At 70.1% G+C, this 26818-nt stretch carries 17 protein-coding genes, 1 tRNA gene and 3 pseudogenes; 2 read left to right on the top strand and 19 right to left on the bottom strand.

What is annotated here, in order from left to right; all coding sequences use genetic code 11:
• Nucleotides 1-120: 120 nt before the first annotated feature.
• The 11 genes and pseudogenes from prmC to M2266_RS24485 form a co-directional block, all read right to left on the bottom strand.
• Nucleotides 121-967, bottom strand: a pseudogene (prmC, locus tag M2266_RS24535) (peptide chain release factor N(5)-glutamine methyltransferase).
• Between the two features lie 66 nt (nucleotides 968-1033).
• Nucleotides 1034-2122, bottom strand: a complete 1089-nt coding sequence (gene prfA / locus M2266_RS24530) for a peptide chain release factor 1 (RefSeq protein WP_277440130.1) — start codon at nucleotides 2120-2122, stop codon at nucleotides 1034-1036.
• 109 nt (nucleotides 2123-2231) lie between these two features.
• Complete coding sequence (rpmE, locus tag M2266_RS24525) at nucleotides 2232-2459, bottom strand: 50S ribosomal protein L31 (RefSeq protein WP_138355974.1); 228 nt, start codon at nucleotides 2457-2459, stop codon at nucleotides 2232-2234.
• A gap of 211 nt (nucleotides 2460-2670) precedes the next feature.
• Nucleotides 2671-3801, bottom strand: coding sequence for an LCP family protein (locus tag M2266_RS24520; protein ID WP_277440129.1), 1131 nt, complete (start codon nucleotides 3799-3801; stop codon nucleotides 2671-2673).
• A gap of 255 nt (nucleotides 3802-4056) precedes the next feature.
• Nucleotides 4057-6168: a transcription termination factor Rho gene (rho, locus tag M2266_RS24515; RefSeq protein WP_277440128.1), complete on the bottom strand. Its 2112-nt coding sequence runs from the start codon at nucleotides 6166-6168 to the stop codon at nucleotides 4057-4059.
• A gap of 373 nt (nucleotides 6169-6541) precedes the next feature.
• A complete protein-coding gene (gene thrB, locus M2266_RS24510) occupies nucleotides 6542-7465 on the bottom strand; it encodes a homoserine kinase (protein WP_138355997.1) in 924 nt (307 codons plus the stop codon).
• A 263-nt stretch (nucleotides 7466-7728) separates the two neighbouring features.
• Nucleotides 7729-8793, bottom strand: a complete 1065-nt coding sequence (gene thrC / locus M2266_RS24505; RefSeq protein ID WP_277441335.1) for a threonine synthase — start codon at nucleotides 8791-8793, stop codon at nucleotides 7729-7731.
• A gap of 57 nt (nucleotides 8794-8850) precedes the next feature.
• The gene (locus M2266_RS24500) at nucleotides 8851-10143 is read right to left on the bottom strand and encodes a homoserine dehydrogenase (protein WP_277440127.1); all 1293 of its coding nucleotides are present in this window, start codon (nucleotides 10141-10143) and stop codon (nucleotides 8851-8853) included.
• 112 nt (nucleotides 10144-10255) lie between these two features.
• Complete coding sequence (gene lysA, locus M2266_RS24495; protein WP_277440126.1) at nucleotides 10256-11647, bottom strand: diaminopimelate decarboxylase; 1392 nt, start codon at nucleotides 11645-11647, stop codon at nucleotides 10256-10258.
• 14 nt (nucleotides 11648-11661) lie between these two features.
• Nucleotides 11662-12667 (bottom strand): annotated as a pseudogene (gene nrtL / locus M2266_RS24490) (ArgS-related anticodon-binding protein NrtL).
• Nucleotides 12668-12750: 83 nt separating this feature from the next.
• Nucleotides 12751-13194 carry a response regulator gene (locus M2266_RS24485; protein ID WP_277440125.1) on the bottom strand — a complete coding sequence of 148 codons (444 nt, stop codon included), beginning with the start codon at nucleotides 13192-13194 and terminating at the stop codon, nucleotides 12751-12753.
• 199 nt (nucleotides 13195-13393) lie between these two features.
• Here M2266_RS24485 and M2266_RS24480 point away from each other — a divergent pair.
• Nucleotides 13394-13465, top strand: a tRNA-Arg gene (locus tag M2266_RS24480).
• Between the two features lie 314 nt (nucleotides 13466-13779).
• Here the strand turns inward: M2266_RS24480 and M2266_RS24475 are convergent.
• The 6 genes and pseudogenes from M2266_RS24475 to metK form a co-directional block, all read right to left on the bottom strand.
• Nucleotides 13780-15480: a hypothetical protein gene (locus M2266_RS24475; RefSeq protein ID WP_277440124.1), complete on the bottom strand. Its 1701-nt coding sequence runs from the start codon at nucleotides 15478-15480 to the stop codon at nucleotides 13780-13782.
• Nucleotides 15481-15533: 53 nt separating this feature from the next.
• On the bottom strand, nucleotides 15534-16979 hold the full coding sequence (gene ahcY, locus M2266_RS24470) for an adenosylhomocysteinase (RefSeq protein WP_277440123.1): 1446 nt from the start codon (nucleotides 16977-16979) through the stop codon (nucleotides 15534-15536).
• On the bottom strand, nucleotides 16957-17874 hold the full coding sequence (gene metF / locus M2266_RS24465) for a methylenetetrahydrofolate reductase [NAD(P)H] (protein WP_277440122.1): 918 nt from the start codon (nucleotides 17872-17874) through the stop codon (nucleotides 16957-16959). Before metF ends, ahcY begins: the two co-directional genes overlap by 23 nt.
• Before the next feature lie 17 nt (nucleotides 17875-17891).
• Nucleotides 17892-21377: a methionine synthase gene (gene metH, locus M2266_RS24460; protein WP_277440121.1), complete on the bottom strand. Its 3486-nt coding sequence runs from the start codon at nucleotides 21375-21377 to the stop codon at nucleotides 17892-17894.
• Nucleotides 21374-22358 (bottom strand): annotated as a pseudogene (locus M2266_RS24455) (carbohydrate kinase family protein). The gene metH and the pseudogene M2266_RS24455 overlap by 4 nt, the downstream one beginning before the upstream one ends.
• Before the next feature lie 66 nt (nucleotides 22359-22424).
• Nucleotides 22425-23624, bottom strand: a complete 1200-nt coding sequence (metK, locus tag M2266_RS24450) for a methionine adenosyltransferase (RefSeq protein ID WP_277440120.1) — start codon at nucleotides 23622-23624, stop codon at nucleotides 22425-22427.
• A 211-nt stretch (nucleotides 23625-23835) separates the two neighbouring features.
• Here metK and M2266_RS24445 point away from each other — a divergent pair, with 211 nt between their 5' ends.
• Nucleotides 23836-24402 carry a hypothetical protein gene (locus tag M2266_RS24445; protein WP_277440119.1) on the top strand — a complete coding sequence of 189 codons (567 nt, stop codon included), beginning with the start codon at nucleotides 23836-23838 and terminating at the stop codon, nucleotides 24400-24402.
• 246 nt (nucleotides 24403-24648) lie between these two features.
• Here the strand turns inward: M2266_RS24445 and M2266_RS24440 are convergent, their stop codons facing one another.
• Nucleotides 24649-24960, bottom strand: a complete 312-nt coding sequence (locus M2266_RS24440; protein ID WP_277440118.1) for an acyl-CoA carboxylase epsilon subunit — start codon at nucleotides 24958-24960, stop codon at nucleotides 24649-24651.
• A gap of 5 nt (nucleotides 24961-24965) precedes the next feature.
• Entirely contained in the window at nucleotides 24966-26612 is a 1647-nt protein-coding gene (locus M2266_RS24435) for an acyl-CoA carboxylase subunit beta (RefSeq protein ID WP_277440117.1), read from the bottom strand.
• Nucleotides 26613-26818 lie beyond the last annotated feature (206 nt).

Genomic DNA, 26818 nt, shown 5'->3' with positions numbered 1-26818 from the left:
CCGCTGCGGCGCCGTGCGTGCAGTTGACCCGCGCCATCATGGCGTCGCCTTGCGGGCAGTCGTGCTGCCTTCTCCCGGGGGACGACCCCCGTACCCCCGGTCCGGCGCCGGCCACCGACATCATGGCGTCGCCTTGCGGGCAGTCGTGAAGCGGGGCCGGTTGTTCAGGTCGGGGTGGTCGGCGGCGTCGGCCCAGCCGGCGTCCTCCTTGAAGATCCACGGAACCTGGCCCCCCTGCGAGTCCGCGTGCTCGATCACGACGACGCCGCCCGGCCGCAGCAGCCCGGTGCGCCGTGCGCTCGATACCGCGGATGGTGTCGAGGCCGTCCTCACCGGAGAAGAGGGCCAGTTCGGGGTCGTGGTCACGCGCTTCGGGCTGCACGTACTCCCACTCGGTGAGCGGGATGTACGGCGGATTGCTGATGACGAGGTCCACCTGGCCGTTGAGCTCGGGGAACGCGGCGAGCGCGTCGCCGTGCTCCAGCTGGACCTTGCTTCCCTCGATGTTCTTGCGGGCCCATTCCAGGGCCTTCTCCGACAGCTCCACGGCGTGCACGCGCGAGCGCGGCACCTCCTGGGCCAGCGCCAGCGCGATCGCGCCGGAACCGGTGCACAGGTCGACGATCAACGGCTCGGCCACGTCCATGGCCCGTACGGCGTCTATCGCCCAGCCGACGACCGACTCCGTCTCGGGGCGCGGGACGAAGACGCCGGGGCCGACCTGCAGCTCCAGGTACCGGAAGAAGGCGCGCCCGGTGATGTGCTGGAGCGGTTCGCGGGCCTCGCGGCGGGCGACCGCCTCCCAGTAGCGGGCGTCGAACTCGGAGTCGGCGACCGAGTGCAGCTCGCCGCGCTTGACGCCGTGCACGTACGCGGCCAGTTCCTCCGCGTCGAAGCGCGGGGACGGCACGCCGGCGTCGGCCAGCCGCTGGGCGGCCTGCGCCACCTCGGCGAGCAGCACGTTCACTGATTGCCCTCCTGTTAGCTCGCTGTGGCCGGTCGGCCGGCGCTTCCGCCGGTGTCGCGGCCGGTGTCAGCCGGCGTCGCCGGCCGCGGCCAGCTTGGCGGCGGAGTCGGCATCGACACACGCCTGGATCATCGCGTCGAGGTCCCCGTCGAGGACCTGGTCCAAGTTGTACGCCTTGAAGCCGACACGGTGGTCCGAGATGCGGTTCTCGGGGTAGTTGTACGTCCGGATCCGCTCGGAGCGGTCCACCGTGCGGACCTGGCTGCGGCGCGCGTCGGAGGCCTCCTGATCGGCTTCCTCCTGCGCGGCGGCGAGCAGCCTGGAACGCAGGATACGCATGGCCGACTCCTTGTTCTGGAGCTGGCTCTTCTCGTTCTGGCAGGAGACGACCAGACCGGACGGCAGGTGCGTGATGCGCACCGCGGAGTCGGTGGTGTTGACGGACTGGCCGCCGGGGCCCGACGAGCGGTACACGTCGATGCGCAGGTCGTTCGGGCCGATCTCGACCTCGACCTCCTCGGCCTCGGGCGTGACGAGCACGCCGGCCGCGGAGGTGTGGATCCGGCCCTGCGACTCGGTGGCGGGCACCCGCTGCACGCGGTGCACCCCGCCCTCGTACTTGAGCCGCGCCCAGACGCCCTGGCCGGGCTCGGTGGCCCCGTTGCCGCCCTTGGTCTTCACGGCGACCTGGACGTCCTTGTAGCCGCCGAGATCGGACTCGTTCGCCTCGATGATCTCGGTCTTCCAGCCGACGCGCTCGGCGTACCGCAAGTACATCCGCAGCAGGTCGCCGGCGAACAGCGCGGACTCCTCGCCGCCCTCCCCGGCCTTGACCTCGAGGATGACGTCCTTCTCGTCGTGCGGGTCGCGCGGTACGAGCAGCAGCCGCAGCTTCTCGGTCAGCTCGACGCGCTGCTTGTCCAGCACCTTGAGCTCGGCCGCGAAGTCCGGGTCGTCCTGGGCGTACTCACGGGCGGTCTCGATGTCCTCGCCGGTCAGCTTCCAGGAGCGGTAGGTGCCGATGATGGGCGTCAGCTCGGCGTAGCGCTTGTTGAGCTTGCGGGCATTGGCCTGATCCGCGTGCACCGCGGGATCGGCGAGCCGCTTCTCGAGGTCGGCGTGCTCGCCGATCAGTTCCTCGACTGCCTCGAACATCTGCTGTGCCTCTCCTGAACAACCCTGGACTGCTATCGGTACCGGACGACAAAGCGCCGGTCCGGTCCTCCGACGTGTCGGGGGACCGAGAACCGGCGCTTTCGGGTCGCTACTTCTGGGCGGACCCGGCGGCCTTCTTGCCGAAGCGGGCCTCGAAGCGGGCCACGCGGCCACCGGTGTCGAGGATCTTCTGCTTGCCCGTGTAGAACGGGTGGCACGCGGAGCAGACGTCGGCGCGAATCACGCCGCTCTTCTCGGTGCTGCGGGTCGTGAACGACGCGCCACAGGTGCAGGTGACCTGGGTCTCGACGTACTCGGGGTGGATTTCGCGCTTCAAGGGATGCTCCTAGGTTCGGGAGGGCGCCGGGTCGTGGAGCGGGTTTGCGTCACGTGAACCGGGGCCAGCAGTCCAGTCTGCCAGGACTGGCCGCATCTCCCAAAACGAGAGGCGGCCGGATTTCATTCCCGGCGCCTCCGGGAGGCCGGAAAAAGTCCCGGAACCCGTGCGTGAGCTGCGCGGGAGCCCGCCCGAGGGGTGCGGGAACGTTTCAGGAGCCGCTTCCGACGACGCCCTTCGCATCGGTCTCGGCGGCGGCGGAGCCCTTGAGGGCGGCCGCCGGTATCTGCTGGTCCGCCTTGAGCGCCTGCCAGACCAGCGCAGCCTGCGCGTCCAGGGGCTCGACGCGGTTCGCGTCGCTCTTCGCGTACTGGACCGGCAGCGTCACCATGTTGATGTTCTCGGACTTCAGGCTGGAGAGGCTCGACGCCAGGCCCTTGAGCCCGCTGAGGGAGGCCAGCTCGGAGTCGGTGGTGATGGCCTTGGTGGCCCTGTCGGCGACCTTGACGAGCTGCGTGGGGTTCGACAGCACGCCCAGGCCGTTCATCCGGTCCATGAGCGCCTTCATGAACGCCTGCTGCAGCTGTATGCGGCCCAGGTCGCTTCCGTCGGCCACGCCGTGCCGGGTGCGGACCAGGCCGAGCGACTGCTCGCCGTTGAGCGTGTGGGCGCCGGCCGCCAGGTCCAGGTGGCTGGACTTGTCGTGGATCGCCTTGGTGGTGGTGACGGGAACCCCGCCCAGGGCGTCGATCAGGCCCTTGAAGCCGGTGAAGTCGACCTCGATGTAGTGGTCCATGCGGATGCCGGTCAGGGACTCGACGGTCTTGACCGCGCACGCCGGGCCGCCGAGCTCGTACGACTCGTTGAACATCACCTTGTGGGCCTCGGGCGAGGTGCCGCCGCCGGTCTTGGAGCACTCGGGGCGGGTGATCAGGGTGTCGCGCGGGATGCTGACCACGCTGGCCGTCTTGTGGCCCTCGTAGAGGTGGACGATCATCGCGGTGTCGGAGCGGGCGCTGCCCTCGTCCGTGCCGTACTTGTCGTTCGCTCCGGCGCGGGAGTCGGAGCCGAGCACGAGTATGTCCTCGGAGCCGTTGTCGACCTGCGCGGGCCGGTCGTCGTCCTTGAGCGCCTGGTTGATGTCGACGCCGTGGATGTTGCCGTTGAGCTTGAAGTACAGGTAGCCGGCGCCGGTGCCGCCCACCAGGACGATTCCCGCGACGCTCCAGGCGGCTATTCGCGCCAGGCGGCGGCGCCGGGCCGGGAGCCTTCGACGGCCGGGTGCGCGCGCGGAACCGGACGTGCCGTTCGTGCCCCGCGTATCGCTCGTGTCGTCCGCCATGGCCCCTCAGTCCCTCGTCCGTCGTCGGTGTGCGGCTACCCCCAGCGGTGTCGCTCAGGCGTGGCTTGTACTGACCTGTCAGACGGTGGATCGCCCGACGTGGTTCCTGCCGAGTGTGCACGCCGAACATAAGAACGGGCTCTCAGGTGCCCCGTGAGGGGAGCCTGAGAGCCCGTTCTCGTGCCTTCTGAACCCTTGCTACAGACCTGATGCGCCGTATGTGCTGTGAAATACGTCGCAAAAGGGGCGAACCCGTCAGTCGTTGTTGTTGCCCGGGGTCGTCTTGGCGATCTGCATCAGGAACTCGGCGTTCGACTTCGTCTGCTTCATCTTGTCCAGCAGCAGCTCGATCGCCTGCTGGGAGTCGAGCGCGTGCAGCACCCGGCGGAGCTTCCAGACGATCGCGAGCTCATCGCGGTCGAGCAGGATCTCTTCCTTACGGGTACCGGACGGGTCGACGTCCACCGCGGGGAAGATGCGCTTGTCGGCGAGCTTGCGGTCGAGCTTGAGCTCCATGTTGCCGGTGCCCTTGAACTCCTCGAAGATCACCTCGTCCATGCGCGAGCCGGTCTCGACCAGCGCGGTGGCCAGGATGGTCAGCGAGCCGCCGTCCTCGATGTTGCGCGCCGCACCGAAGAAGCGCTTCGGCGGGTAGAGCGCGGTCGAGTCGACACCACCGGACAGGATGCGGCCGGAGGCCGGCGCCGCGAGGTTGTACGCGCGGCCCAGACGGGTGATCGAGTCCAGCAGGACGACCACGTCGTGACCCAGCTCGACGAGACGCTTCGCGCGCTCGATGGCCAGCTCGGCGACGGTGGTGTGGTCCTCGGCCGGGCGGTCGAAGGTCGAGGAGATGACCTCGCCCTTCACCGACCGCTGCATGTCCGTGACCTCTTCCGGACGCTCGTCGACCAGGACGACCATCAGGTGGCACTCGGGGTTGTTGACGGTGATCGCGTTGGCGATCGCCTGCATGATCATGGTCTTACCGGTCTTCGGCGGGGCCACGATCAGACCGCGCTGGCCCTTGCCGATCGGCGCGACCAGGTCGATGATCCGGGTCGTCAGCACACCCGGGTCGGTCTCCAGGCGCAGCCGGTCCTGCGGGTACAGCGGGGTCAGCTTCTGGAACTCGGGCCGGCCGCGGCCGGAGTCCGCCGCCATGCCGTTCGCCGAGTCCAGCCGGACCAGCGCGTTGAACTTCTCGCGGCGCTCGCCGTCCTTGGGCTGGCGGACGGCGCCGGTGACGTGGTCACCCTTGCGCAGGCCGTTCTTGCGGACCTGGGCGAGCGAGACGTACACGTCGTTCGGACCCGGCAGGTAGCCGGACGTCCTGATGAACGCGTAGTTGTCGAGGATGTCCAGGATGCCCGCGACGGGAATCAGGACATCGTCGTCGTTCACGGTCGGCTCGTTGCCGAACTGCTGCTGCTCGTCGCGGCGGTTGCTGCCCCGCCCACGGCGGTCGCGGTAGCGGCCACGACGACGGCCGCGGCCGTCACCGAACTCGTCGTCGTCCTGCGCGTTCTGACCCTGGCTCTGGTCGCGGCCCTGGTCACGGCCCTGGCTCTGACCACCCTGGCTCTGGTCACGGCCCTGGGTCTGGCCCTGCGGGCTCTGGCCCTGGCCGCCGCCCTGGTTCTGGCCGCCCTGGTTGCCACCGCGGTTCTGGCGGTTGCCGCCCTCGGCGCCGCCGGCAGCGGCCGCGCCGCTCTCGTCGCCCCGGTTGTTGCGGCGCTCGCGCTGCCGCTCCTGGCGCTCGCGGCGGTCGTTCTGCCGGTCGCCGCGCTGACCGCGCTGCCGGTCCTGGCGGTCCTCGCCGGCCGCGGCCTTGCCGTCGGTGGCGGCCTTGCCCTCGGCGGTGTCCGCGGCGGCCTCGGCCCGCTCGCCGGCACGCTCGGTGCCGCGCTCGCTCCTGGCGGTCTTGGGCTGCTCTCCGGCGGGCTGGCCGGGGATTTCGATCTGCTTCGCCTCGGACGGCGCGGCGGCGGCCGGAGCCGCGGCAGCGGGCTCGGAGCTCTCCACCGTGCGCGCCCGGGAGGTCACCCGGCGCTTCGGCTTCTCGGCGACGGCCTCGGCGGTGGCCGTCCCGGCGACCGCGGCGGCCTTGGTGGGGGCGCTGGTGGCCCCGCCCTTGCCGGCCTGGGTCTCCTTGATCGTCTCGATCAGCTGGCTCTTGCGCATCCGCGCGGTGCCCTTGATACCGAGACCGGAGGCGAGCTGCTGCAGCTCTGCCAGGACCATGCCGTCGAGGCCGGTCCCCGACCGGCGGCGCTTGGGGGCAGCACCGGTGGCAGGCGCGGCAGCGGCGTCCGGAGCGGGCGCGGCGTCTGCACGCACGCCCATCAGATCGGTGGTGTCGCTCACGAAGGGTCCTTCCCTGGAGCGGACGTCGGCCTGTCTGGCTCGGCGACCGGTTGTGCTGTCCGGATCTGGGCGTTTCCGCTGCTCAGAGCCGGGGCGATGGTCCGCCTGATGGCGGCAGATAGACAAACATGGTTCCGGCGCGAAAGGTGAAGGAGATTATTCGCGCCGACTCCGGAGCGTGCTCGACACTGCTTAGGCGGGATGCTCAGGCGGTGTGGGAGGCTCCCGGAAGAGTGGCGGTCCCCAGAAGGGACACAGATCACTTCTGCGTGCACTTCGGCACCATTCATATGCATGGTCCGTCGAGTGCAGGCTTGACATTAACACTACCGGATCCAACAAACATTCCCCCTCTCTTCACCCGGCAATCGTGTCACTGCCCCACTGCGAGGGGCAGGACACACGCCCCCGCCGCGTCGAGGGCCAGACGGTTCGCCGCCCACCCCTCGCCCGCGAGCCGGGAGACCTTGTCCGCGGCGCCTTCCTCGGTGAGCGCGAGGACCGTGGGTCCCGCTCCCGAGATGACCGAAGGGACGCCGTCGGCACGCAGTCGGTTCACCAGGGCCACGCTCTCCGGCATGGCGGGAGCGCGGTAGTCCTGGTGCAGCCGGTCCTCGGTGGCGGGCAGCAGCAGCTCGGGACGGCGGGTGAGCGCCTCCACCAGCAGCGCGGCGCGGCCCGCGTTGACCGCCGCGTCCACATGCGGGACGGTGCGCGGCAGGAGCCCGCGGGCGACCTCGGTCAGTACGGGCTTGGACGGGACGAAGACCACCGGGACGACGGAGGCCGCCGGATCCATCCGGATCGCGCGGGCGGCGCCGGACTCGGTCCAGGCGAGGGTGAAGCCGCCGAGGAGACAGGCGGCGACGTTGTCGGGGTGGCCCTCGATCTCGGTGGCCAGTTCCAGCAGCGCGGCGTCGTCGAGACGCTCGGGACCGCCTATCGTCACCGCGCGGGCCGCCATGATCCCGGCGCAGATCGCGGCGGACGAGGAGCCCAGGCCGCGGCCGTGCGGGATGCGGTTGGCGCAGACCACCTCCAGGCCGCGCGGCTGCCCGCCGAGCAGGTCGAAGGCGGTCCGCATGGAGCGCACCACCAGGTGCTTCTCGTCGCGGGCCAGGTTCTCGGCGCCCTCGCCCGCGATGTCCACGTGCAGCCCCGAGTCGGCGACCCGGACCACGACATCGTCGTAAAGGCCCAGCGCCAGGCCGAAGGCGTCAAAGCCGGGGCCGAGGTTGGCGCTGGTCGCGGGGACGCGCACTCGGACCGCGGCGGCGCGGAACGCGGGACCGGCCATCGTTCGACGATTCTCCTTGTGCTGGTGCTTGTTCTTGTGCAGAAGTGCTGTTCTGCCCCGGAATGCCGAGCCATTGGCGATGTACGGCGGGGCGCGGTGTGCGGCGGGAGCGGTAATGCCTGTGGCATGAACCGGATCGGCGCACTGCGGCGCCGGTAGGGGTCAGCCTATCGAAGGAAGGTTCTGCTGCGACATAGGGCGCACGAACAGCGCGCGATGCGTGTCGCGAGCTTCTTCGTGCGCCCCTGCCCTGAGGTGCCGTGTCAGACCAGTCCCAGCTTCTCCGCGGCGGCGTCCGCGTCGACCGCCACGGTGACCGGCTGGGGCGCTCCGGCGACCGCCCAGTCCGGGTCCTTGAGGCCGTTCCCGGTCACGGTGCAGACGATCCGCTGCCCCGGGTCGACCTTGCCCTCTTCGAGCGCCTTGAGCAGACCGGCCACGGAAGCGGCCGAGGCGGGCTCCACGAAGACGCCCTCCTTCGCGGCCAACAGCCGGTAAGCGGAGAGAATCTGACGGTCGGTCACCGCTTCGATCAGACCGCCGGATTCGTCCCGCGCCTCCTCGGCGAACTGCCAGGAGGCCGGGTTGCCGATCCGGATCGCGGTCGCGATGGTCTGCGGGCTGCGCACCGGAGCACCGTTGACGATCGGCGCGGAACCGGCCGCCTGGAAGCCCCACATGCGCGGCTTGCGGGTCGAGACCCCGTCGGCCGCGTACTCGCGGTAGCCGCGCCAGTAGGCGGTGATGTTGCCCGCGTTGCCCACCGGAAGCAGATGGAGGTCGGGCGCGTCGCCGAGCGCGTCGACGATTTCGAACGCGGCGGTCTTCTGGCCCTCGATACGTACCGGGTTGACCGAATTGACCAGCGCCACCGGGTACTTCTCCGACAGGCCGCGTGCCAGGTCCAGGCAGTCGTCGAAGTTGCCGTCGACCTGCAGGATCTTGGCGCCGTGGATCAGCGCCTGGCCCATCTTGCCCAGCGCGATCTTGCCCTGCGGCACCAGGACGGCGCAGACCATTCCGGCGCGCACCGCGTAGGCGGCCGCCGAGGCGGAGGTGTTGCCGGTGGAGGCGCAGATGACGGCCTTGGCGCCCTCCTCCTTGGCCCGGGTGATGGCCATGGTCATCCCGCGGTCCTTGAAGGAGCCGGTGGGGTTGGCGCCCTCGACCTTGAGGAACACGTCGCACCCGGTCAGCTCGGAGAGCAGCTGCGCGGGAACGAGCGGAGTGCCACCCTCCAGGAGCGTGACGACCGGGGAGTCCGCCGCGACCGGCAGCCGGTCGCGGTACTCCTCGATGATGCCGCGCCACTGGTGGGTGCCGGACATTCGGGGACCCGCGGTGGAGCCGCTCGGAGATTCGGTGGTGACAGCGTTCATAGTGGGTTACTCCCCTTCCACGCGCATGATGCTGGCGACGCCGCGTACGGTGTCGAGCTTCCGCAGTGCCCCGACGGTCGCCGACAAGGCGGCGTCGGGCGCACGGTGAGTGACGACGACGAGCGACGCTTCGCCGTCCTTGCCCTGCTGGCGGACCGTGTCGATCGACACGTCGTGTTCCGCGAAAACGGTGGCGACCTGGGCGAGGACGCCCGGTTTGTCCGCCACGTCAAGGCTGATGTGGTAGCGGGTGACCACATCGCCCATCGGGCTCACCGGCAGTTGCGTGTACGCGGACTCGCCGGCGCCTGTGGTGCCTGCCAGTTTGTTGCGGCAGGCGGCCACGAGGTCGCCGAGTACGGCGGAGGCGGTGGGTGCGCCGCCCGCGCCGGGACCGTAGAACATCAGCTGACCCGCGGCCTCCGCCTCGACGAAGACCGCGTTGTACGCCTCACGGACGCTCGCCAGCGGGTGGCTGAGCGGGATCATCGCCGGGTGGACCCGGGCGGTGACGGACCTGCCGTCCGCGGTGCGCTCGCAGATGGCCAGCAGCTTGACCGTGCAGCCCATCCGCTTGGCGGACGCGATGTCGGCCGCGGTGACCTCGGTGAGGCCCTCGCGGTACACGTCGTCCATGGTCACACGGGTGTGGAAGGCGATCCCGGCCAGGATCGCGGCCTTCGCGGCGGCGTCGAAGCCCTCCACGTCGGCGGTCGGATCCGCCTCGGCGTAGCCGAGCGCGGTGGCCTCGTCGAGCGCCTCGGAGTAGCCGGCGCCGCTGGAGTCCATCTTGTCGAGGATGAAGTTCGTCGTGCCGTTGACGATGCCCATCACCCGGTTGATCTTGTCGCCGGCCAGCGACTCGCGCAGCGGGCGGATCAGCGGGATGGCGCCGGCCACCGCGGCCTCGTAGTAGAGGTCGACCTTGTGCGCGGCGGCCGCCGCGTGCAGCGTCGCGCCGTCCGCGGCGAGCAGCGCCTTGTTGGCGCTGACCACGGACGCGCCGTGCTCGAAGGCGGTGGTGATGAGGGTGCGGACCGGCTCGATGCCGCCGATCACCTCGATGACGACGTCGATGTCGCCCCGTTTGACCAGGGCGGTGGCGTCGGTGGTGAGCAGCTCGGCGGGCACGCCGGCGCGCACCCGGTTGGGGCGCCGCACCGCGATTCCGGCCAGCTCGACCGGGGCTCCGATCCGCGCGGCGAGATCGGCGCCCTGCGTCGTCATGATGCGCGTCACCTCTGAGCCGACCACACCACAGCCCAGCAGCGCCACCTTCAGCGGACGCGTACGCATCATCCGACCTCGTTTCTCACATCTCTCGGGGTAGGACCAGTCTCACGCACCGGACGCGAGAATCCATCTCCTGTCCGGTGTGTGAGACCAGCCCCGCTGTTTTTGAGATTTCACTTCAGCCGACGTCGAGACGCAGGAGATCGTCCTCCGTCTCACGTCGCACGATCACCCGCGCCCCGCCATCATTCACGGCCACCACCGGCGGCCGCAGAGCATGGTTGTAATTGCTCGCCATGGAACGGCAGTACGCCCCGGTCGCCGGAACGGCGAGCAGGTCACCGGGCGCGAGGTCGGCGGGCAGGAACGCGTCCTTGACGACGATGTCGCCGGACTCGCAGTGCTTGCCGACGACCCGCGCGAGCATCGGCTCGGCCGTGGACGTCCTGGACACCAGGGAGACGCTGTACTCGGCGTCGTACAGCGCGGTGCGGATGTTGTCGGACATACCGCCGTCCACGCTCACGTACGTCCGCAGCCCTTCCAGCGGCTTCACGGTGCCCACCTCGTACAGCGTGAACGCCGTCGGTCCCACGATCGCCCGGCCCGGCTCCACGGACAGCCGCGGGACGGACAGCCGGTTCGCGTCGCACTCGCGGGTGACGATCTCCCGTAGGGACCTGGCGATGTCGTGCGGCTCGGCCGGGTCGTCCTCCGACGTGTACGCGATGCCCAGGCCGCCGCCCAGGTCGATCTCGGGCAGCTCCACGCCGTGCTCGTCACGGACCTCCGCGAGCAGCGACACCACCCGGCGCGCGGCGACCTCGAAGCCGGCCATGTCGAAGATCTGCGAACCGATGTGCGAGTGGATGCCCACCAGGTCCAGCGCGTCGAGCTTCAGGACACGGCGCACCGCCTCGGCCGCCTGGCCACCGGCGAGCGCCAACCCGAACTTCTGGTCCTCGTGCGCCGTCGCGATGAACTCGTGCGTATGCGCCTCGACGCCGACGGTCACCCGGATCTGCACCCGCTGGCGCTTGCCGAGCCGCTCGGCGACGTGCGCGACCCGGACGATCTCCTGGAACGAGTCCAGGACGATCCGGCCCACACCCACCTCGATGGCGCGCTCGATCTCCTCCAACGACTTGTTGTTGCCGTGCAGCGCGATCCGGTCGGCCGGCATCCCCGCCGACAGCGCCACCGCCAGCTCCCCGCCGGAACACACGTCGAGGTTGAGCCCCTCCTCGAACAGCCACTTCACGACCGCCCGCGACAGGAACGCCTTCCCCGCGTAGAACACGTCGGCGCCCTCGCCGAACGCGTCGCGCCAGGCGTGGCAGCGGGCCCGGAAGTCGGCCTCGTCGAGGAAGTAGGCGGGTGTCCCGAATTCCTCGGCCAGCGCGCGCACGTCCAAGCCGCCGACCTCGGCGGCGCCGTCGGCGTTGCGGGTGACCGTACAGGCCCACACGCGCGGATCGAGGACGTTCAGGTCGGAGGGGGGCGCGCTGTAATGCCCTTCGGGCATCACGTCGGCGTAGCGGGGCCCGGCGGGGTGGGCGGATCTACTCACGGGACTCTGTCTCCTCAGAGGTGTTCTGGCGCGCTGATGCCGAGCAGGGTCAGGCCGCCTGCCAGCACCGTGCCGGTCGCTTCGGCGAGCGACAGCCGGACCCGGTGGGCGGCCGAGGGTTTCTCGTCACCGCGCGGCCAGCGGCGGGCACTCGTCGTGGAAGCGGAGGAAGGCGTCGGCGAGCCGCTCCAGGTGGCGGGCGACCCGATCGGGGGCGCGGTGCCGGGCGGCGGTCTCTATGACACGGGGGTAGTCGGCGATCAGGCCGAGGAGGTCCGTCTCCGCGGGATGGTGAAACGTACCGTCCGAAGCGTCGGAGGAGGATTCGATGCCCAGATCGTGGGCGTTGCGCAGCAGCGCCCGGGTCCTGGCGTACGCGTACCTGACCCGGAAGAGCGGATTGCCGGCGCGCTGCGACAGCAGCGCCGCCGCGTCCAGGGACGGGCGGTCGTCGGCCGGGGGGCGCAGCAGCGCCCAGCGGGCGGCGTCCTCGCCGAGTCGCTCGCGCAGCTCGGCGGCGGTGGCGCCGGCGGGGCGGGGGCTGAGGGGTTCGGGGGGCTCGGCCTGGCTGATGCCCGCGCCGCAAGCGCGCAGCAGCCGCGTCAGGACCTCGACGACAAGGACGGCACGGGGCTCACCGTCATGAACGAGGTTCACGTACGTGCAGGCGAGGGAATCGCCGCTGCCGTACGCGCTTCCCTGCTCCAGCACCTTGCGCACGACATCCCCGTAGGCCGCCGCGTCGAGCGTGATGTTCAGGAAACCGGGGCCCGCGATCACCACCTGCGCGATGCCGGGTTCCGCCGCCAGCCGCTTGCGCAGCACTTCCGCGACCTCCCGCGGCGCCTGGCCGGCGGCACCCGCGAGCTGCAGCGCGACATTCGTCGCGTAGTCGCCGCACCCGGGCCGGGGCGGCCGCTGCACACTGATCCGCTCCGGCACCGCCACCCGCAGCTCATCGGCCGCGACGGCGCGGCGAACCGTGCTCAGCACAGCACGGGAGAGCTCGGCGGGGGTCACACGGAAAGGGTAGGCGAGGAGGGGGGCACCCATGCGACCGGGTTTCCGCGCGCTCCACCCTTTTCAGGGCCGGCGGCCCTGGCTCACCCGCTCCCGGGAGCCGCGGCGGCCTGCCCCTCGGTGGGCGCGCCCTCACCGCCGGAAGCCCCCGGTCCCCCGAGGGCCAGCAACCGCACCATGTTCACCAGATCGGAGGGCTCGAACGGCTTCCCCAGGAACGCGTCCACCCCGGCGGCCACGCCACGCTCGACCTCGAGCTGGGTGCACGCGCTGACGATGGCTATCCGGATGCCACGCGTCCGCGCGTCGGACCGCAGCCGGGCCGCCGTCCGCAGTCCGTCCAGCCGGGGCATCACCACATCGAGCGTGATCACATCGGGCTGCACGCGGTGCACGATGTCCAGGCACTCGGCACCATCAGCCGCGGTCACGACCTCGAAGCCCTCCAGCTCGAGATTGACCCTGATCAGCTGCCGGATGACCTTGTTGTCGTCGACGACAAGCACCCGGCCGGAGATGCCCGGCACATCTCGAAGACTAGGCGTGGCCATCGCGATCCGTCCGCGTTTTGCCCACTTCTTCCCCGTGAGAGGGACCTTTCCCAACCCACCCCCACTCACCCACCGCGTGCGCTACCGCCCTCCGGGCAACACCCCAAAACCCTGTACCCAGGCACCATGCACAAGCTGGTAGGGTTTCACCCGTCACCGCTTCTGCGGACGACACGCCCCCGTAGCTCAGGGGATAGAGCATCGGCCTCCGGAGCCGGGTGCGCAGGTTCGAATCCTGCCGGGGGCACCTTGTAAAAGGTGTCTGAGGACCCCGTCCCCAGCGGAAACGCTGGGGACGGGGTCTTCGCGTATCTACGGCCGTATGCGGCGGGACGCCCCTGGGGGCACACCCGTGTCAGCGACGGTCCAGTGGGCGGGCGCTTGGCCGCCGTTCAGGGCGTTACTGATCTCTCCAGAAGGTGTCGTTCGGGCAGCGCAAAGGCGTTGCCGGGGTTTCGGCATGAGTGCCCACCGTCGTTGATGTGGACGCCGCCCGCCGGCCTCCGGTGAGCAGGAGATGAGGCCCCCGAGGGACGGTCGGAACCTCGGGGTTCGGGCGGGTCAGCGCGGAACGGCGGGGGTGGTCGGGGGCTGGGCGGCTGGGGTGAGGCGGGGGCCGCAGGGGGTTGTGGGGGAATTGGTGCGGCGGTTGGTTGATGCGGGGATGGCCGGGAGAGTCGTTTTCTGGAGGGCTCTCAGACGGGCGGGGTCGGGGACGGCGGCGCTGCGGATCCAGTCGCCGGTGTTCGTTCGGGTGGAGAGCGGGACGTACCCGTGGGCGGTGAGGGCCTCGGGGGTGAGGCCCGAGCGGGTCGACCAGGGGATGTGCACGTGGATGAAGGTGGGGCGCACGTGGTCGAAGACGTACGTGCGCAGGCGGGTCGTGTCGTGTGCCGCGTACGCGTCCGCGATGGCCGGGTCGGTGAGGCCCGCGAGGTCGGTGACGCGGAGGCGGGTGGTCAGGAGGGTGCCGCCGAGGTCGGGGAGCAGGAGGCCGGCGTCGGGCAGGCCCAGTTGGTCGGCGTAAGTGTTGAACGGCCGGCCATAGCGGTCGGCGACGAAACACATCGACAGCGTCGGGTCCGCCTGGAACTGCGCCGCCCGGGGCCGCTGGCCCGCCACTGACAGGACGGATCCGACGAGGAGGGCCGCCGCCAGGACCGCGCGGGCGCGCGGCCGTTCGCGGTCCCAGACGGTGACCGCGGCCAGCGAGCCGGCGAAGGCCGCGAGGGTCCAGACCGGAGTCGCGAAACGGTAGAGGGCCATCCAGTCGCGCTGTAGCAGCCCGTACGCGGTCAGGGCGAGGCACAGCGGAACGAGTACGGCGAGCAGCGACCGGCGGGACGCTCCCGGACCCGGGCACGCGAGGGCGGCGGCGATGCAGGCCACGGCGGCGAGGACGAGGGCCCAGCCGGCGAAGGAGATCAGGTCGGTGGTGTGGGCGAGGTCGGCCAGGTCCGGCGTCCGCTGGGCTTTCGCCACCGCCGTGTTGGGGACCCAGCGGCCGAACTCGGCGTGCCGCCACAGGAGATGAGCCGCGTAGGGGACGACGAACGTCGCGGTCGACAGAGCGACCGCCCGTACCGAGCCCGCACGGCGGCGGAGCAGCAGCGCCGTCAGCGGGTACGCGGCGGCGTAGACGATGCCGTCCGGGCGGGTGAGCGCGGCGAGCAGCGCCAGGAGGCCGGCCGCGACGGCGACCCGGGGCCGCAGCAGTTCGTCGCGGGCGACGGACCGGGTGAACAGGGCCGCGAGGGCCGTGACCGCGAGCCCGTACAGCGGGTTCTCCAGGCCGGAGAACAGCCAGACCACCAGCGAGAAGTTCCCGGCCATCGCCGCACCGGCGAGCAGCGTCACCGCCCACGCCCTCCCCGGCAGCACCGTCCGCGCCGCAATCGACACCGAGGCCAGCATCCCGATCACGCAGAGCAGAGCCAGCGCCTTGGGGAACCACACGAGGTCCGAGACCCCGAACAGCGCCCCGTGGTCGAACAGCCGCAGCCGCCGACCGGCCACCAGTAGCGCCAGCCACGCCGGGTTGGAGTACCCCTCCACTGGCGGGGCTCCGGCCTGCTGGGCGGGGCCGTACCCCTCGTCGATGCTGCGCGCGTAGGCGAAGGTGATGGCCGCGTCGTCGACGATCCACTGCCCGAGCCGCAGCGCCTGCACCCCGACGAGGAGGGTCCCCGCCAGGACCGCGGCCGGGTCGGGGAGCTTCCGCCAGGGGGAGCGGGGGTCGTGGGCCCGCGAGGTTCCGTTCATAGGGAGAGAACCCCGCAGCGCCCGTGACCGTCACGCCCTCGCGGGCGCCTGTGTCAGTAGCGGTAGTGGTCCGCCTTGTACGGGCCCTCGACCGGAACGCCGATGTAGGAGGCCTGCTCCGGGCGGAGCGTGGTGAGCTTGACGCCCAGGGCGTCGAGGTGGAGGCGGGCGACCTTCTCGTCCAGGTGCTTGGGGAGCACGTAGACGCCGGTGGGGTAGTCGGCGGTCTTGGTGAAGAGTTCGATCTGGGCGATCGTCTGGTTGGCGAAGCTGTTGGACATCACGAAGGACGGGTGGCCGGTCGCGTTGCCGAGGTTCATCAGGCGGCCCTCGGACAGCACGATGATCGTGTGCCCGTCGGGGAACTTCCAGGTGTGAACCTGCGGCTTCACCTCGTCCTTGACGATGCCCGGGACCTTGGCGAGGCCCGCCATGTCGATCTCGTTGTCGAAGTGGCCGATGTTGCTGACGATCGCCTGGTGCTTCATCTTGGCCATGTCGGCGGCCATGATGATGTCCTTGTTGCCCGTCGTCGTCACGAAGATGTCGCCCTCGGAGACGACCTCGTCCAGGGTCGTGACCTGGTACCCGTCCATCGCCGCCTGCAGAGCGCAGATCGGGTCGATCTCGGTGACGACGACCCGGGCGCCCTGCCCGCGCAGCGACTCCGCGCAGCCCTTGCCGACATCGCCGTAGCCCAGCACGACGGCGACCTTGCCGCCGATCAGCACGTCGGTGGCACGGTTGAGGCCGTCGATGAGCGAGTGGCGGCAGCCGTACTTGTTGTCGAACTTCGACTTGGTGACGGAGTCGTTGACGTTGATCGCCGGGAAGAGCAGGCCGCCGTCCCGCTGCATCTCGTAGAGCCGGTGGACGCCGGTCGTGGTCTCCTCGGTGACGCCCTTGATGGCGGCGGCCGCGGCGGTCCACTTGCCGGGGCTGTCGATGAGTGTGCGGCGCAGCAGGTCGAGGATGTGGCCGTACTCCTCGGAGTCGCCCTCGGCGAGGTCCGGGACCGCGCCCGCCTTCTCGAACTCGACGCCCTTGTGGATGAGGAGCGTGACGTCACCGCCATCGTCCAGGATCATGTTCAGACCGCCGCCGGGCCAGGTGACGGCCTGCTCGGCACACCACCAGTACTCGGCCATGGTTTCGCCCTTCCAGGCGAAGACGGGGGTGCCCTGCGGGTCCTCGGGGGTGCCGTTCGGGCCCACGGCGACGGCGGCGGCCGCGTGGTCCTGGGTGGAGAAGATGTTGCAGGACGCCCAGCGGACCTCGGCACCCAGCGCGACCAGGGTCTCGATGAGGACGGCGGTCTGGATCGTCATGTGCAGCGAGCCGGTGATCCGCGCGCCGGCCAGCGGCTGGGACGCCGCGTACTCGGCGCGGATCGACATCAGGCCGGGCATCTCGTGCTCGGCCATGATGATCTCCTTGCGGCCGAACGCGGCAAGGGAGAGGTCCGCGACCTTGAAATCAGCGGCGGTGAGGGACGGCATCTGCGCTCCTTGTGTTCAGGTTCTGGTGGATCTCAAGCGTCGCGGTGGACCGGTTGAGGGTGATGTAGTGCAGGCCCGGGGCACCGGCGTCGAGCAGGCGGTCGGCCAGGCGCGTCGCGTGGTCGACCCCGATCCGGTGAGCGGTCCCCGGGTCGTGCTGCGCCGCCGCCAACCGCTCGGCCAGCTCGGGCGGGAAAGTCGCGTCGCTCAGCTCGGCGAAGCGCCGGATCTGCCGCACGTCGGTGGCGGGCATGATCTCCGGGATGATCGGCGTGTCGCACCCGGCGGCGGCCACCCGGTCCCGCAGCCGCAGGTAGTCGTCCGCGTCGAAGAACATCTGGGTGATGGCGTAGTCGGCACCTGCCCGGCACTTGTCGACGAAGTGCCGGATGTCGTCGTCCCAGCTCGGCGAGCGGGGGTGGCGCTCGGGGAAGGCCGCCACGCCGATGCTGAAGTCGCCGATGGAACGGACCAGCTCGACGAGGTCGGCCGCGTGGTCCAGGCCGCCGGGGTGCCGCACCCACGGGCCGCGCGGGTCGCCCGGCGGGTCGCCGCGCAGGACGAGGACGTCGCGGATCCCGGCGTCCGCGTACCGGCCGACGATCTGCCGCAGCTCGGCCACGGTGTGGCCGACGGCGGTCAGGTGGGCGACGGGCCGCAGCGTCGTCTCGGTGGCGATGCGGCGGGTGACGTCCACGGTCCGGTCGCGGGACGAGCCGCCCGCGCCGTAGGTGACCGAGACGAACGTGGGCCCGACGGCCTCGATGCGGCGGATCGCATCCCACAGGACGCGTTCGCCCGCGTCCGTCTTCGGGGGGAAGAACTCGAAGGAGAACGTGCGCTGGCCGGCGGCGAGGACATCGCGCAGGTCGGTACTGGTCAGTGTGGTCGGCATCGTGGGAACAGTCCTCCTCACGCCTTGTAGTAGCTGGCTTCCGGGTGGTGGATGACGATCGCGTCGGTGGACTGCTCGGGGTGCAGCTGGAACTCCTCGGACAGGACGACGCCGATACGTTCCGGCTTGAGCAGGTCCATGATCTTGGCGCGGTCCTCCAGGTCCGGGCAGGCCGGATACCCGAGCGAATAGCGGCAGCCCTGGTACTCGGTACGGAACATCGCGTCCAGGTTGTCCGGGTCGGCGCCCGCGATCCCCAGCTCCGTACGGATCCGGGAGTGCCAGTACTCCGCCAACGCCTCGGTCAACTGCACGGACAGACCGTGCAGTTCGAGATAGTCGCGATAGGCGTTGGCGGCGAACAGTTCGTTCGCCACCTCGGAGACCTTGTTCCCCATGGTCACGACGGTGAGCGCGATGACGTCGGGCTCACCGGTGCCCTCGGGGCGGAAGAAGTCCGACAGGCAGAGGTGCCGGTCGCGGTGTTGGCGGGGGAACGTGAAGCGGTGGCTCTCGCCGCCGGTCTTCTCGTCCAGAATGATCAGGTCGTCGCCCTTGGAGACGCAGGGGAAGTAGCCGTAGACGACGGCCGCCTCCAGCATGTTCTCGGTGTGCAGCCGGTCCAGCCACATCCGCAGCCGGGGCCGGCCCTCGGTCTCCACCAGCTCCTCGTACGAGGGCCCGCCTCCACGGGCCGCCTTCAGCCCCCACTGGCCCATGAACGTGGCCCGCTCGTCCAGCCAGGAGGAGTACTCGGCGAGCGGGATGCCCTTCACGATCCGCGTCCCCAGGAAGGGCGCCTTCGGGACGGGGTTGTCAGCGGCCACGTCAGAACGGGCGGGTAGGAGTTCCGGTGCGACGGGGGTACGTACGGGACGGTCGACGGCGGCGACGCGGCGCTGCTTGAGTTTGGGGAGGACCGCTCCGGGGACGCCGCGTTTGACGGCGATCAGGGCGTCCATCAGCCGCAGGCCCTCGAAGGCGTCGCGGGCGTAGCGGACCTCGCCTTCGTAGATCTCGTGCAGGTCCTGCTCGACGTAGGCGCGGGTCAGGGCGGCGCCACCCAGGATGACGGGGTAGTCGGCGGCCATCTTGCGCTGGTTGAGCTCCTGCAGGTTCTCCTTCATGATCACGGTCGACTTCACGAGGAGCCCGGACATGCCGATCACGTCGGCCTTGTGCTCGGTGGCCGCGTCCAGGATCGCCGCGACGGGCTGCTTGATGCCCAGGTTCACGACGTTGTAGCCGTTGTTCGACAGGATGATGTCGACGAGGTTCTTGCCGATGTCATGCACGTCCCCGCGCACGGTGGCCAGCACGATCGTGCCCTTGCCCTCCGCGTCGGACTTCTCCATGTGCGGTTCGAGGTACGCCACCGCGGTCTTCATGACCTCGGCGGACTGCAGCACGAACGGCAACTGCATCTGACCCGACCCGAACAGCTCCCCGACGACCTTCATGCCCTCCAGCAGCGTGTCGTTGACGATCGCCAGCGCAGGACGGGTCGCCAGGGCCTCGTCCAGATCCTTGTCCAGGCCGTTCTTCTCGCCGTCGATGATCCGCCGCTGCAACCGCTCGTCCAGCGGCAGCGCGGCCAACTCCTCCGCACGGCCCGCCTTGACCGACTTCATGTCGACACCCTCGAAAGCCTCCAAGAAGGCCTGCAACGGGTCATAGCCCTCACGCCGCCGGTCATAGACCAGATCCAACGCGATCTCCCGCTGCTCCTCCGGAATCCGCGCCACCGGCACGATCTTCGCCGCGTGCACGATCGCGGAATCCAACCCCGCCGCCACACACTCGTTGAGGAACACGGAGTTCAGCACCACGCGCGCGGCCGGGTTCAGACCGAAGGAGATGTTCGACAAGCCCAACGTCGTCTGCACCGCAGGATGGCGGCGCTTCAACTCCCGGATCGCCTCGATCGTGGCGATCCCGTCCTTGCGGGACTCCTCCTGACCGGTCGCGATCGTGAACGTCAGGCAGTCCACCAGGATGTCGGACTCGTGAATGCCCCAGTTACCGGTCAGATCCTCGATCAACCGCTCCGCGATCGCCACCTTGTGCTCAGCGGTACGGGCTTGCCCCTCCTCATCGATCGTCAGCGCGATCAACGCCGCACCATGCTCCGACGCCAGAGCGGTCACCTGCGCGAACCGGGAGTCGGGTCCGTCGCCGTCCTCGTAGTTGACGGAGTTGATGACCGCCCGGCCACCGAGCTTCTCCAGCCCCGCCCGCAGCACCGGGACCTCGGTGGAGTCCAGCACGATGGGAAGGGTGGAGGCGGTCGCGAAGCGGCCGGCGATCTCCGCCATGTCCGCGGCCCCGTCACGGCCGACGTAGTCCACACACAGGTCGAGCAGGTGGGCGCCCTCGCGGATCTGGTCGCGGGCCATCTCCACGCAGTCGTCCCAGCGGCCCTCCAACATCGCCTCACGGAACTTCTTCGACCCGTTGGCGTTGGTCCGCTCACCGATCGCCAGGTAGGAGGTGTCCTGCCGGAACGGGACGGTCTGGTAGAGCGAGGCGGCGCCCGGTTCGGGGCGCGGGCTGCGCGGTGCCAGGTCCAGGCCCCGCACGCGCTCCACCACCTGCCGCAGATGCTCCGGCGTCGTCCCGCAGCACCCACCCACCAGCGACAACCCATACTCCCGCACGAACGTCTCATGCGCGTCCGCCAACTCCTGCGGCGACAACGGGTAGTGCGCCCCGTCCTTACCCAGCACCGGCAGCCCCGCGTTCGGCATGCAGGAGACCTGGGTGCGGGCGTGCCGGGCGAGGTAGCGCAGGTGCTCGCTCATCTCGGCCGGACCGGTGGCGCAGTTCAGGCCGATCATGTCGATGCCCAGCGGCTCCAGCGCCGTCAGCGCCGCGCCGATCTCGGAACCGAGCAGCATCGTGCCCGTCGTCTCCACCGTGACCTGGCAGATCAGTGGCAGAGGCCTTCCCGCGGCGCTCATCGCCCGCCGGGCACCCACGATGGCGGCTTTGGTCTGCAGCAGGTCCTGTGTCGTCTCCACCAGGATCGCGTCCGCGCCGCCCTCGATGAGGCCGGCCACGTTCGCCTCGTATCCGTCGCGAAGCAGCGCATAGGGCGCATGGCCGAGCGTTGGCAGCTTCGTGCCCGGGCCGACGGAGCCGAGCACCCAGCGCGGCCGGTCGGGCGTCGCGAAAGCGTCCGCCACCTCACGGGCCAACCGGGCACCCGTCAGCGACAGTTCGTGGATCCGCCCGGGGATGTCGTACTCCCCCAGCGCCGCCAGGTTCGCACCGAAGGTGTTCGTCTCGACGCAGTCCACACCCGCCGCGAAATACTCCTCGTGCACCGACCGGACGATGTCCGGGCGGGTCACGTTCAGCACCTCGTTACAGCCCTCCAGGTTCTCGAAGTCGTCCAACGACGGATCCTGCGCCTGCAGCATCGTGCCCATCGCACCGTCCGCCACGACCACCCGGGTGGCGAACGCCCGACGCAGCGCGTCGGCCCGCGACGTCCCGCTCATGACAGGACCGCCAGGTGCGGTTCGAGCTCGGCGGCGGACTCGGTGCCGTAGCCGGCCCGTAGCCGTCCGAGCAGGTCAGCCGCTGAGAGGGCGTACTCCTGGGTGCCGACGGACTCGAGGACGACGGTGGCGACGGCGCAGCCCAGTTCGGCCGAGCGTCGCAGGGAGAGGTCCCAGGAGACGCCGGCGAGGAATCCGGCGCGGAAGGCGTCACCGACGCCGGTGGGCTCGGTGGCCCCGTTGGTCGGAGCGGCCGGTACGAGGATCGGGGCCTCGCCCGCGCGCTCGATCCGGACGCCTTGAGCGCCGAGTGTGGTGATCCACGTGCCGACGCGCTCGAGCACCTGTTCCGCGTTCCAGCCGCTGCGCTCCTGGAGGAGCGCCGCCTCGTACTCGTTGCCGAAGAGGGTACCGGGGGCCGTCGAGGAGCAGGCGTACCGACTCCCCGTCCAGGCGCGCGAGTTGCTGCGAGGGGTCAGCCGCGAAGGGGATGCCCAGCTCGCGGCATTCGGCGGTGTGCCGGAGCATCGCCTCGGGGTCATTGGGCGCGATGACGACCAGGTCGAGGGCGCCGGCGCGTTCCGTGACGGGGGCGAGGGCGATCCGGCGGGCCTCGGACATGGCGCCCGCGTAGAACGTGGCGATCTGGTTCTGCACCGAGTCGGTGGTGCAGACGAAGCGGGCCGTCTGGTGCTCGTGGGAGACCTGTACGGAGTCGGTGTCGACGCCGTGCTGCTTGAGCCAGATCTGGTAGTCGGCGAAGTCCGGGCCGACCGCGCCGACCAGGACGGGGGCGAGGCCGAGCTGCCCCATGCCGAAGGCGATGTTCGCCGCCACCCCTCCTCGCCGGACCTCCAGGGTGTCGGCGAGGAAGGACAGGGACACGTTCTTGAGCTGGTCGGCGACCAGGTGGTCGGTGAACCGACCGGGGAAGACCATCAGATGGTCGGTTGCGATGGATCCTGTGATGGCGGTGCGCATCTCAGTCACTCACTCCTCCGGTGCTCTTCCTCTGCTCTTCGTCGGCTGCTCTTCCTCGGCCGGCTGTCAGAGGCCGGCGGCCTGGCGGAGTTTGGCCGCCCGGTCGGTGGACTCCCAGGTGAAGTCGGTGTCCGTCCGGCCGAAGTGGCCGTAGGCGGCGGTCTGCGCGTAGATGGGACGCAGCAGGTCGAGGTCTCGCACGATGGCGGCCGGGCGCAGGTCGAAGACCTGGCTGACGGCGTCCTGGATGCGGGCCACGGGGATGGTCTCGGTGCCGAAGGTCTCGACGAACAGCCCGACGGGGGCCGCCTTGCCGATGGCGTACGCGACCTGGACTTCGCAGCGCGTGGCCAGCTCGGCGGCGACGACGTTCTTCGCCACCCAGCGCATCGCGTACGCGGCGGAACGGTCCACCTTGGACGGGTCCTTGCCGGAGAACGCGCCGCCGCCGTGCCGGGCCATGCCGCCGTACGTGTCGACAATGATCTTCCGGCCGGTCAGTCCCGCGTCACCCATCGGACCGCCCACCTCGAAGCGGCCGGTCGGGTTGACGAGCAGCCGGTACCCCTCCGTGGACAGCGTGGCACCGAGGGCTTCGAGCTCCGGCTCCACGACGAACTCGCGGATGTCCGGGGCGAGCAGCGAGTCCAGGCTGATGTCGGGCGCGTGTTGGCTGGAGATCACGACGGTGTCGAGGCGTACGGCCTTGCTGCCGTCGTACTCGATGGTGACCTGGGTCTTGCCGTCCGGGCGCAGGTACGCCAGCCGGCCGCTCTTGCGCACCGCGGAGAGGCGGCGGGAGAGGCGGTGGGCCAGGGCGATGGGCAGTGGCATCAACTCGGGCGTGTCGTCGCACGCGTAGCCGAACATCAGGCCCTGGTCGCCGGCGCCCTGGCGGTCGAGGTCGTCCTCGCCGCCCTCCACCCGCGACTCATACGCCGTGTCCACGCCCTGCGCGATGTCCGGCGACTGGGCGCCGATCGACACCGACACCCCGCACGAGGCACCGTCGAAGCCCTTCGCGGACGAGTCGTAACCGATATCCAGTACCGTCTGCCGCACGATCGCCGGGATATCGGCGTACGCGGACGTGGTGACCTCACCGGCGATGTGCACCTGACCGGTCGTGATCAGGGTTTCGACAGCGACCCGGGCGGCGCGATCCTGCCCGAGGAGTGCGTCGAGGACCGAGTCACTGATCTGGTCGGCGATTTTGTCGGGGTGTCCCTCGGTAACCGATTCCGACGTGAAAAGGCGACGGGCCATGGATTCCTCCAGATGCGTATCCAACGCTCCGGTGGGCATGGGAGCGATATCCACGAGAGCGTGCGATCGGCTCCTTGCGGACGGCTAAAGCGAAACCTGCGCACGCACCGTCGGGCGGGGGTAGCCTTTTTTGATGCTCTTGCGGGCCGTGGATCGCTTTAGGGGCGCTTTAGTCCCACCTGTCGCAATGGATGCGAGAAAGGAGCTATCCATGACCCGCTACCTCATCAGCTTCCTCCCGTGGATCGCCTATGCCTTCGTCGCCACGAGCGATGACTGGCGCAAGGGTGCACTGGTCGGGCTCGGGATCGCCGCAGTGGTGATCTGGCGCGACCGCAAGTCCGGCAAGAACTGGGACGAGATGGTGATCGAGACCAGCGCGTTCGTGTTCTTCGCGGGGATCGCCTGGCTGTCCTACGCGCGACCGGACTCGGATCTGGTCCGTTACGGGCCGGCTCTCGTCGACGCATGGCTGGCCCTCACCGCCTGGGGCTCGCTGCTCATCCGTCGGCCGTTCACCCTCGGCATCGCACGCAAACTCGTACCGGAGAAGGTCGCCCGCACGGAGGCGTTCTACCGGACCAACGCCGTCATCACCCAGGTGTGGGGGCTCTCCTTCGCAGCCGCCGCCGTCGTGCTGGCCTTCATCATCCGCGCCGACGCGCACGCGACGACACCCATGATCGTCGTCAAGGTCGCCAGCTTCGTGATCCCCGTGCTCTTCACGATCCGCTACCCGAAGGCCGTCGCCGCGCGCCGCGCGCACCAGACGGTCTGACCTGCACCTGCATCTGGACCTGGACCTGTACCTGTACCTGTACCTGTACCTGTACCCGTACCGGCATTTGTACTGTTCCGCCCGCTCCCCCCCCCACCGTCCCACCGCCTCAGTGAGTGAGGCGGTGGGTTCAGTGTTGCCCGGGGCCGGTCGTTCGGGGTTCGAGCTTCGAGGCTCGGACATGCCCGTGCCCCGGATCCGTCAGCGGATCCGGGGCACGAGCGGCCGGTCGCGGGGCGCGGCGGGTCAGCCGTAGGCCCAGGCGCCCGGCGGGTTGTAGCCGTCAGGGGTCCAGCGCAGGGGCCGGCTGCTCCGGCCGTTCCGCGGGCCCTGGTCGTCGTCGGCTGCGGCCTTCTGGCGGAGCACGGCGAGCAGGGCGACCGTCGCGGCGGCCACCTGTTCGTCGTCCGGCTCGCCGCGGACGAACTGGATGAGCAGTTCGTCCGCCGCCACGTGCGCTGCCGGCACGTCCGCTGCCGGCACGTCCGCTGCCGCCACGTCCGCTGCCGACTCCTCGGCGGGCAGCGCTGCTTCTGTTGGTGCGCCCGGTGTCGTCACGGCCGTCACACCGGCGGGTTTCCGTGCTTGCGGGACGGGAGCGTGGCGTGCTTCGTGCGGAGCATCGCCAGCGAGCGGATCAGCACCGCGCGGGTCTCGGCGGGGTCGATGACGTCATCGACGAGGCCGCGCTCCGCCGCGTAGTAGGGGTGCATCAGTTCCTCCTGGTACTGCTGGATGCGCTCGGCGCGGACCGCGTCCGGGTCGTCGGCCGCCGCGATCTCCCGCCGGAAGACGACGTTGGCGGCGCCCTCCGCGCCCATGACCGCGATCTCGTTGGTCGGCCACGCGAACGACAGGTCGGTGCCGATGGAACGCGAGTCCATGACGATGTACGAACCGCCGTAGGCCTTGCGGAGGATGACCTGGATGCGCGGCACGGTGGCGTTGCAGTACGCGTACAGCAGCTTCGCCCCGTGCCGGATGATGCCGCCGTGCTCCTGCTCGCTGCCGGGCAGGAAGCCCGGCACGTCGACCAGCGTGACCAGCGGAATGCTGAACGAGTCGCACATCTGGACGAACCGCGCGGCCTTTTCCGACGCGTTGATGTCCAGGACACCCGCCAGCGACGCCGGCTGGTTGGCCACGATGCCGACGACCTGACCGTCCAGGCGCGCCAGCGCGCAGACGATGTTGGTGGCCCAGGCGGCATGCACCTCGAAGAAGTCGCCGTCGTCGACGATCTCCTCGATCACCGGCCGGATGTCGTAGGCGCGGTTGGCGTCGGCCGGGACCAGTTCCAGCAGCGACTCGTTGCGGCGGTCGGCCGGGTCGGCCGTGGTGACGGCGGGCGGCACCTCACGGTTGTTCGACGGCAGGAGCGAGAGCAGGTAGCGGACCTCGGCGAGGCACTCGGCCTCGTCCTCGTAGACGAACTGGGCGGCCCCGGAGACCGACGCGTGCACGTCGGCGCCGCCGAGTTGGTCGTGGGAGATCTTCTCGCCGGTGACGGCCTGCACCACGTCGGGCCCGGTGATGTACATCTGCGAGGTGCCGCGCACCATGAACACGAAGTCGGTGAGCGCCGGGGAGTACGTGGCGCCGCCCGCGCACGGGCCGAGCATCACGCTGATCTGCGGGATGACGCCTGACGAGCGGACGTTGCGCCGGAAGATGCCGCCGTATCCGGCGAGCGCGGTGACGCCCTCCTGGATGCGGGCACCGGCGCCGTCGCTGAGGCTGACCAGGGGCGCGCCGGCCGACTCGGCCAGGTCCATCACCTTGTGGATCTTCTCGGCGTGGGCCTCACCCAGCGAGCCGCCGAAGATCCGGAAGTCATGGGCGTAGACGAAGACCGTGCGGCCCATGACCTCGCCCCAGCCGGTCACCACGCCGTCGGTGTAGGGGCGCTTGTTCTCCAGGCCGAAGCCGCTGGCACGGTGCCGGCGCAGCGGTTCGATCTCGGTGAACGTGCCCGCGTCGAAAAGCAGTTCCAGCCGTTCGTGGACGGTCAGTTTGCCCTTGGCCCACTGCTGTTCCGTCGCACGCGGCCCCGGCCCGTCCCTGACCGTCTGTTTGACCAGGTTGAGCAGCGCCACCCGGGACCGCGGGTCCTGGCGGGGCGGCGGGAGCTGTCCCGCCACCGGGGCCAGCGTCTGGGTCTGGGTCTCCGTCTGCGGCGGGGTCGAGGCGATGTCCTCGGCAATGGTCATGGTTCGGTTCACCCATCCACTTGGTCAGGTCCACTCGGTCAGGCGATTGCAGCGATAGCAGCGATTTGGTAAACAGCCTGAACCTCATTGAAGCCGCGGCTTCGAAGCAGGTGCCACAGCGTCGACCCCCTACCCTCCGCATGCCCACCCCTATTCCCCATCCGGTATGGGTGGCCGTAAGGGGAGCGGACGAGGAGACATAGGGG

The organism is Streptomyces sp. SPB162, from assembly GCF_029504575.1.
GTDB lineage: Bacteria > Actinomycetota > Actinomycetes > Streptomycetales > Streptomycetaceae > Actinacidiphila.
This window is presented reverse-complemented; position numbering and strand designations above follow the sequence as displayed.

Bases quoted from the DNA above. Each gene is read 5' to 3' on its own strand.
- M2266_RS24520 (WP_277440129.1), bottom strand. From the start codon at position 3,801: ATGGCGGACGACACGAGCGATACGCGGGGCACGAACGGCACGTCCGGT.
- M2266_RS24445 (WP_277440119.1), top strand. From the start codon at position 23,836: ATGACCCGCTACCTCATCAGCTTCCTCCCGTGGATCGCCTATGCCTTC.
- metK (WP_277440120.1), bottom strand. From the start codon at position 23,624: ATGGCCCGTCGCCTTTTCACGTCGGAATCGGTTACCGAGGGACACCCC.
- thrC (WP_277441335.1), bottom strand. From the start codon at position 8,793: ATGTCCGGCACCCACCAGTGGCGCGGCATCATCGAGGAGTACCGCGAC.
- M2266_RS24435 (WP_277440117.1), bottom strand. From the start codon at position 26,612: ATGACCATTGCCGAGGACATCGCCTCGACCCCGCCGCAGACGGAGACC.
- ahcY (WP_277440123.1), bottom strand. From the start codon at position 16,979: ATGCCGTCCCTCACCGCCGCTGATTTCAAGGTCGCGGACCTCTCCCTT.
- prfA (WP_277440130.1), bottom strand. From the start codon at position 2,122: ATGTTCGAGGCAGTCGAGGAACTGATCGGCGAGCACGCCGACCTCGAG.
- M2266_RS24500 (WP_277440127.1), bottom strand. From the start codon at position 10,143: ATGATGCGTACGCGTCCGCTGAAGGTGGCGCTGCTGGGCTGTGGTGTG.
- M2266_RS24475 (WP_277440124.1), bottom strand. From the start codon at position 15,480: ATGAACGGAACCTCGCGGGCCCACGACCCCCGCTCCCCCTGGCGGAAG.
- metH (WP_277440121.1), bottom strand. From the start codon at position 21,377: ATGAGCGGGACGTCGCGGGCCGACGCGCTGCGTCGGGCGTTCGCCACC.
- metF (WP_277440122.1), bottom strand. From the start codon at position 17,874: ATGCCGACCACACTGACCAGTACCGACCTGCGCGATGTCCTCGCCGCC.
- thrB (WP_138355997.1), bottom strand. From the start codon at position 7,465: ATGGCCGGTCCCGCGTTCCGCGCCGCCGCGGTCCGAGTGCGCGTCCCC.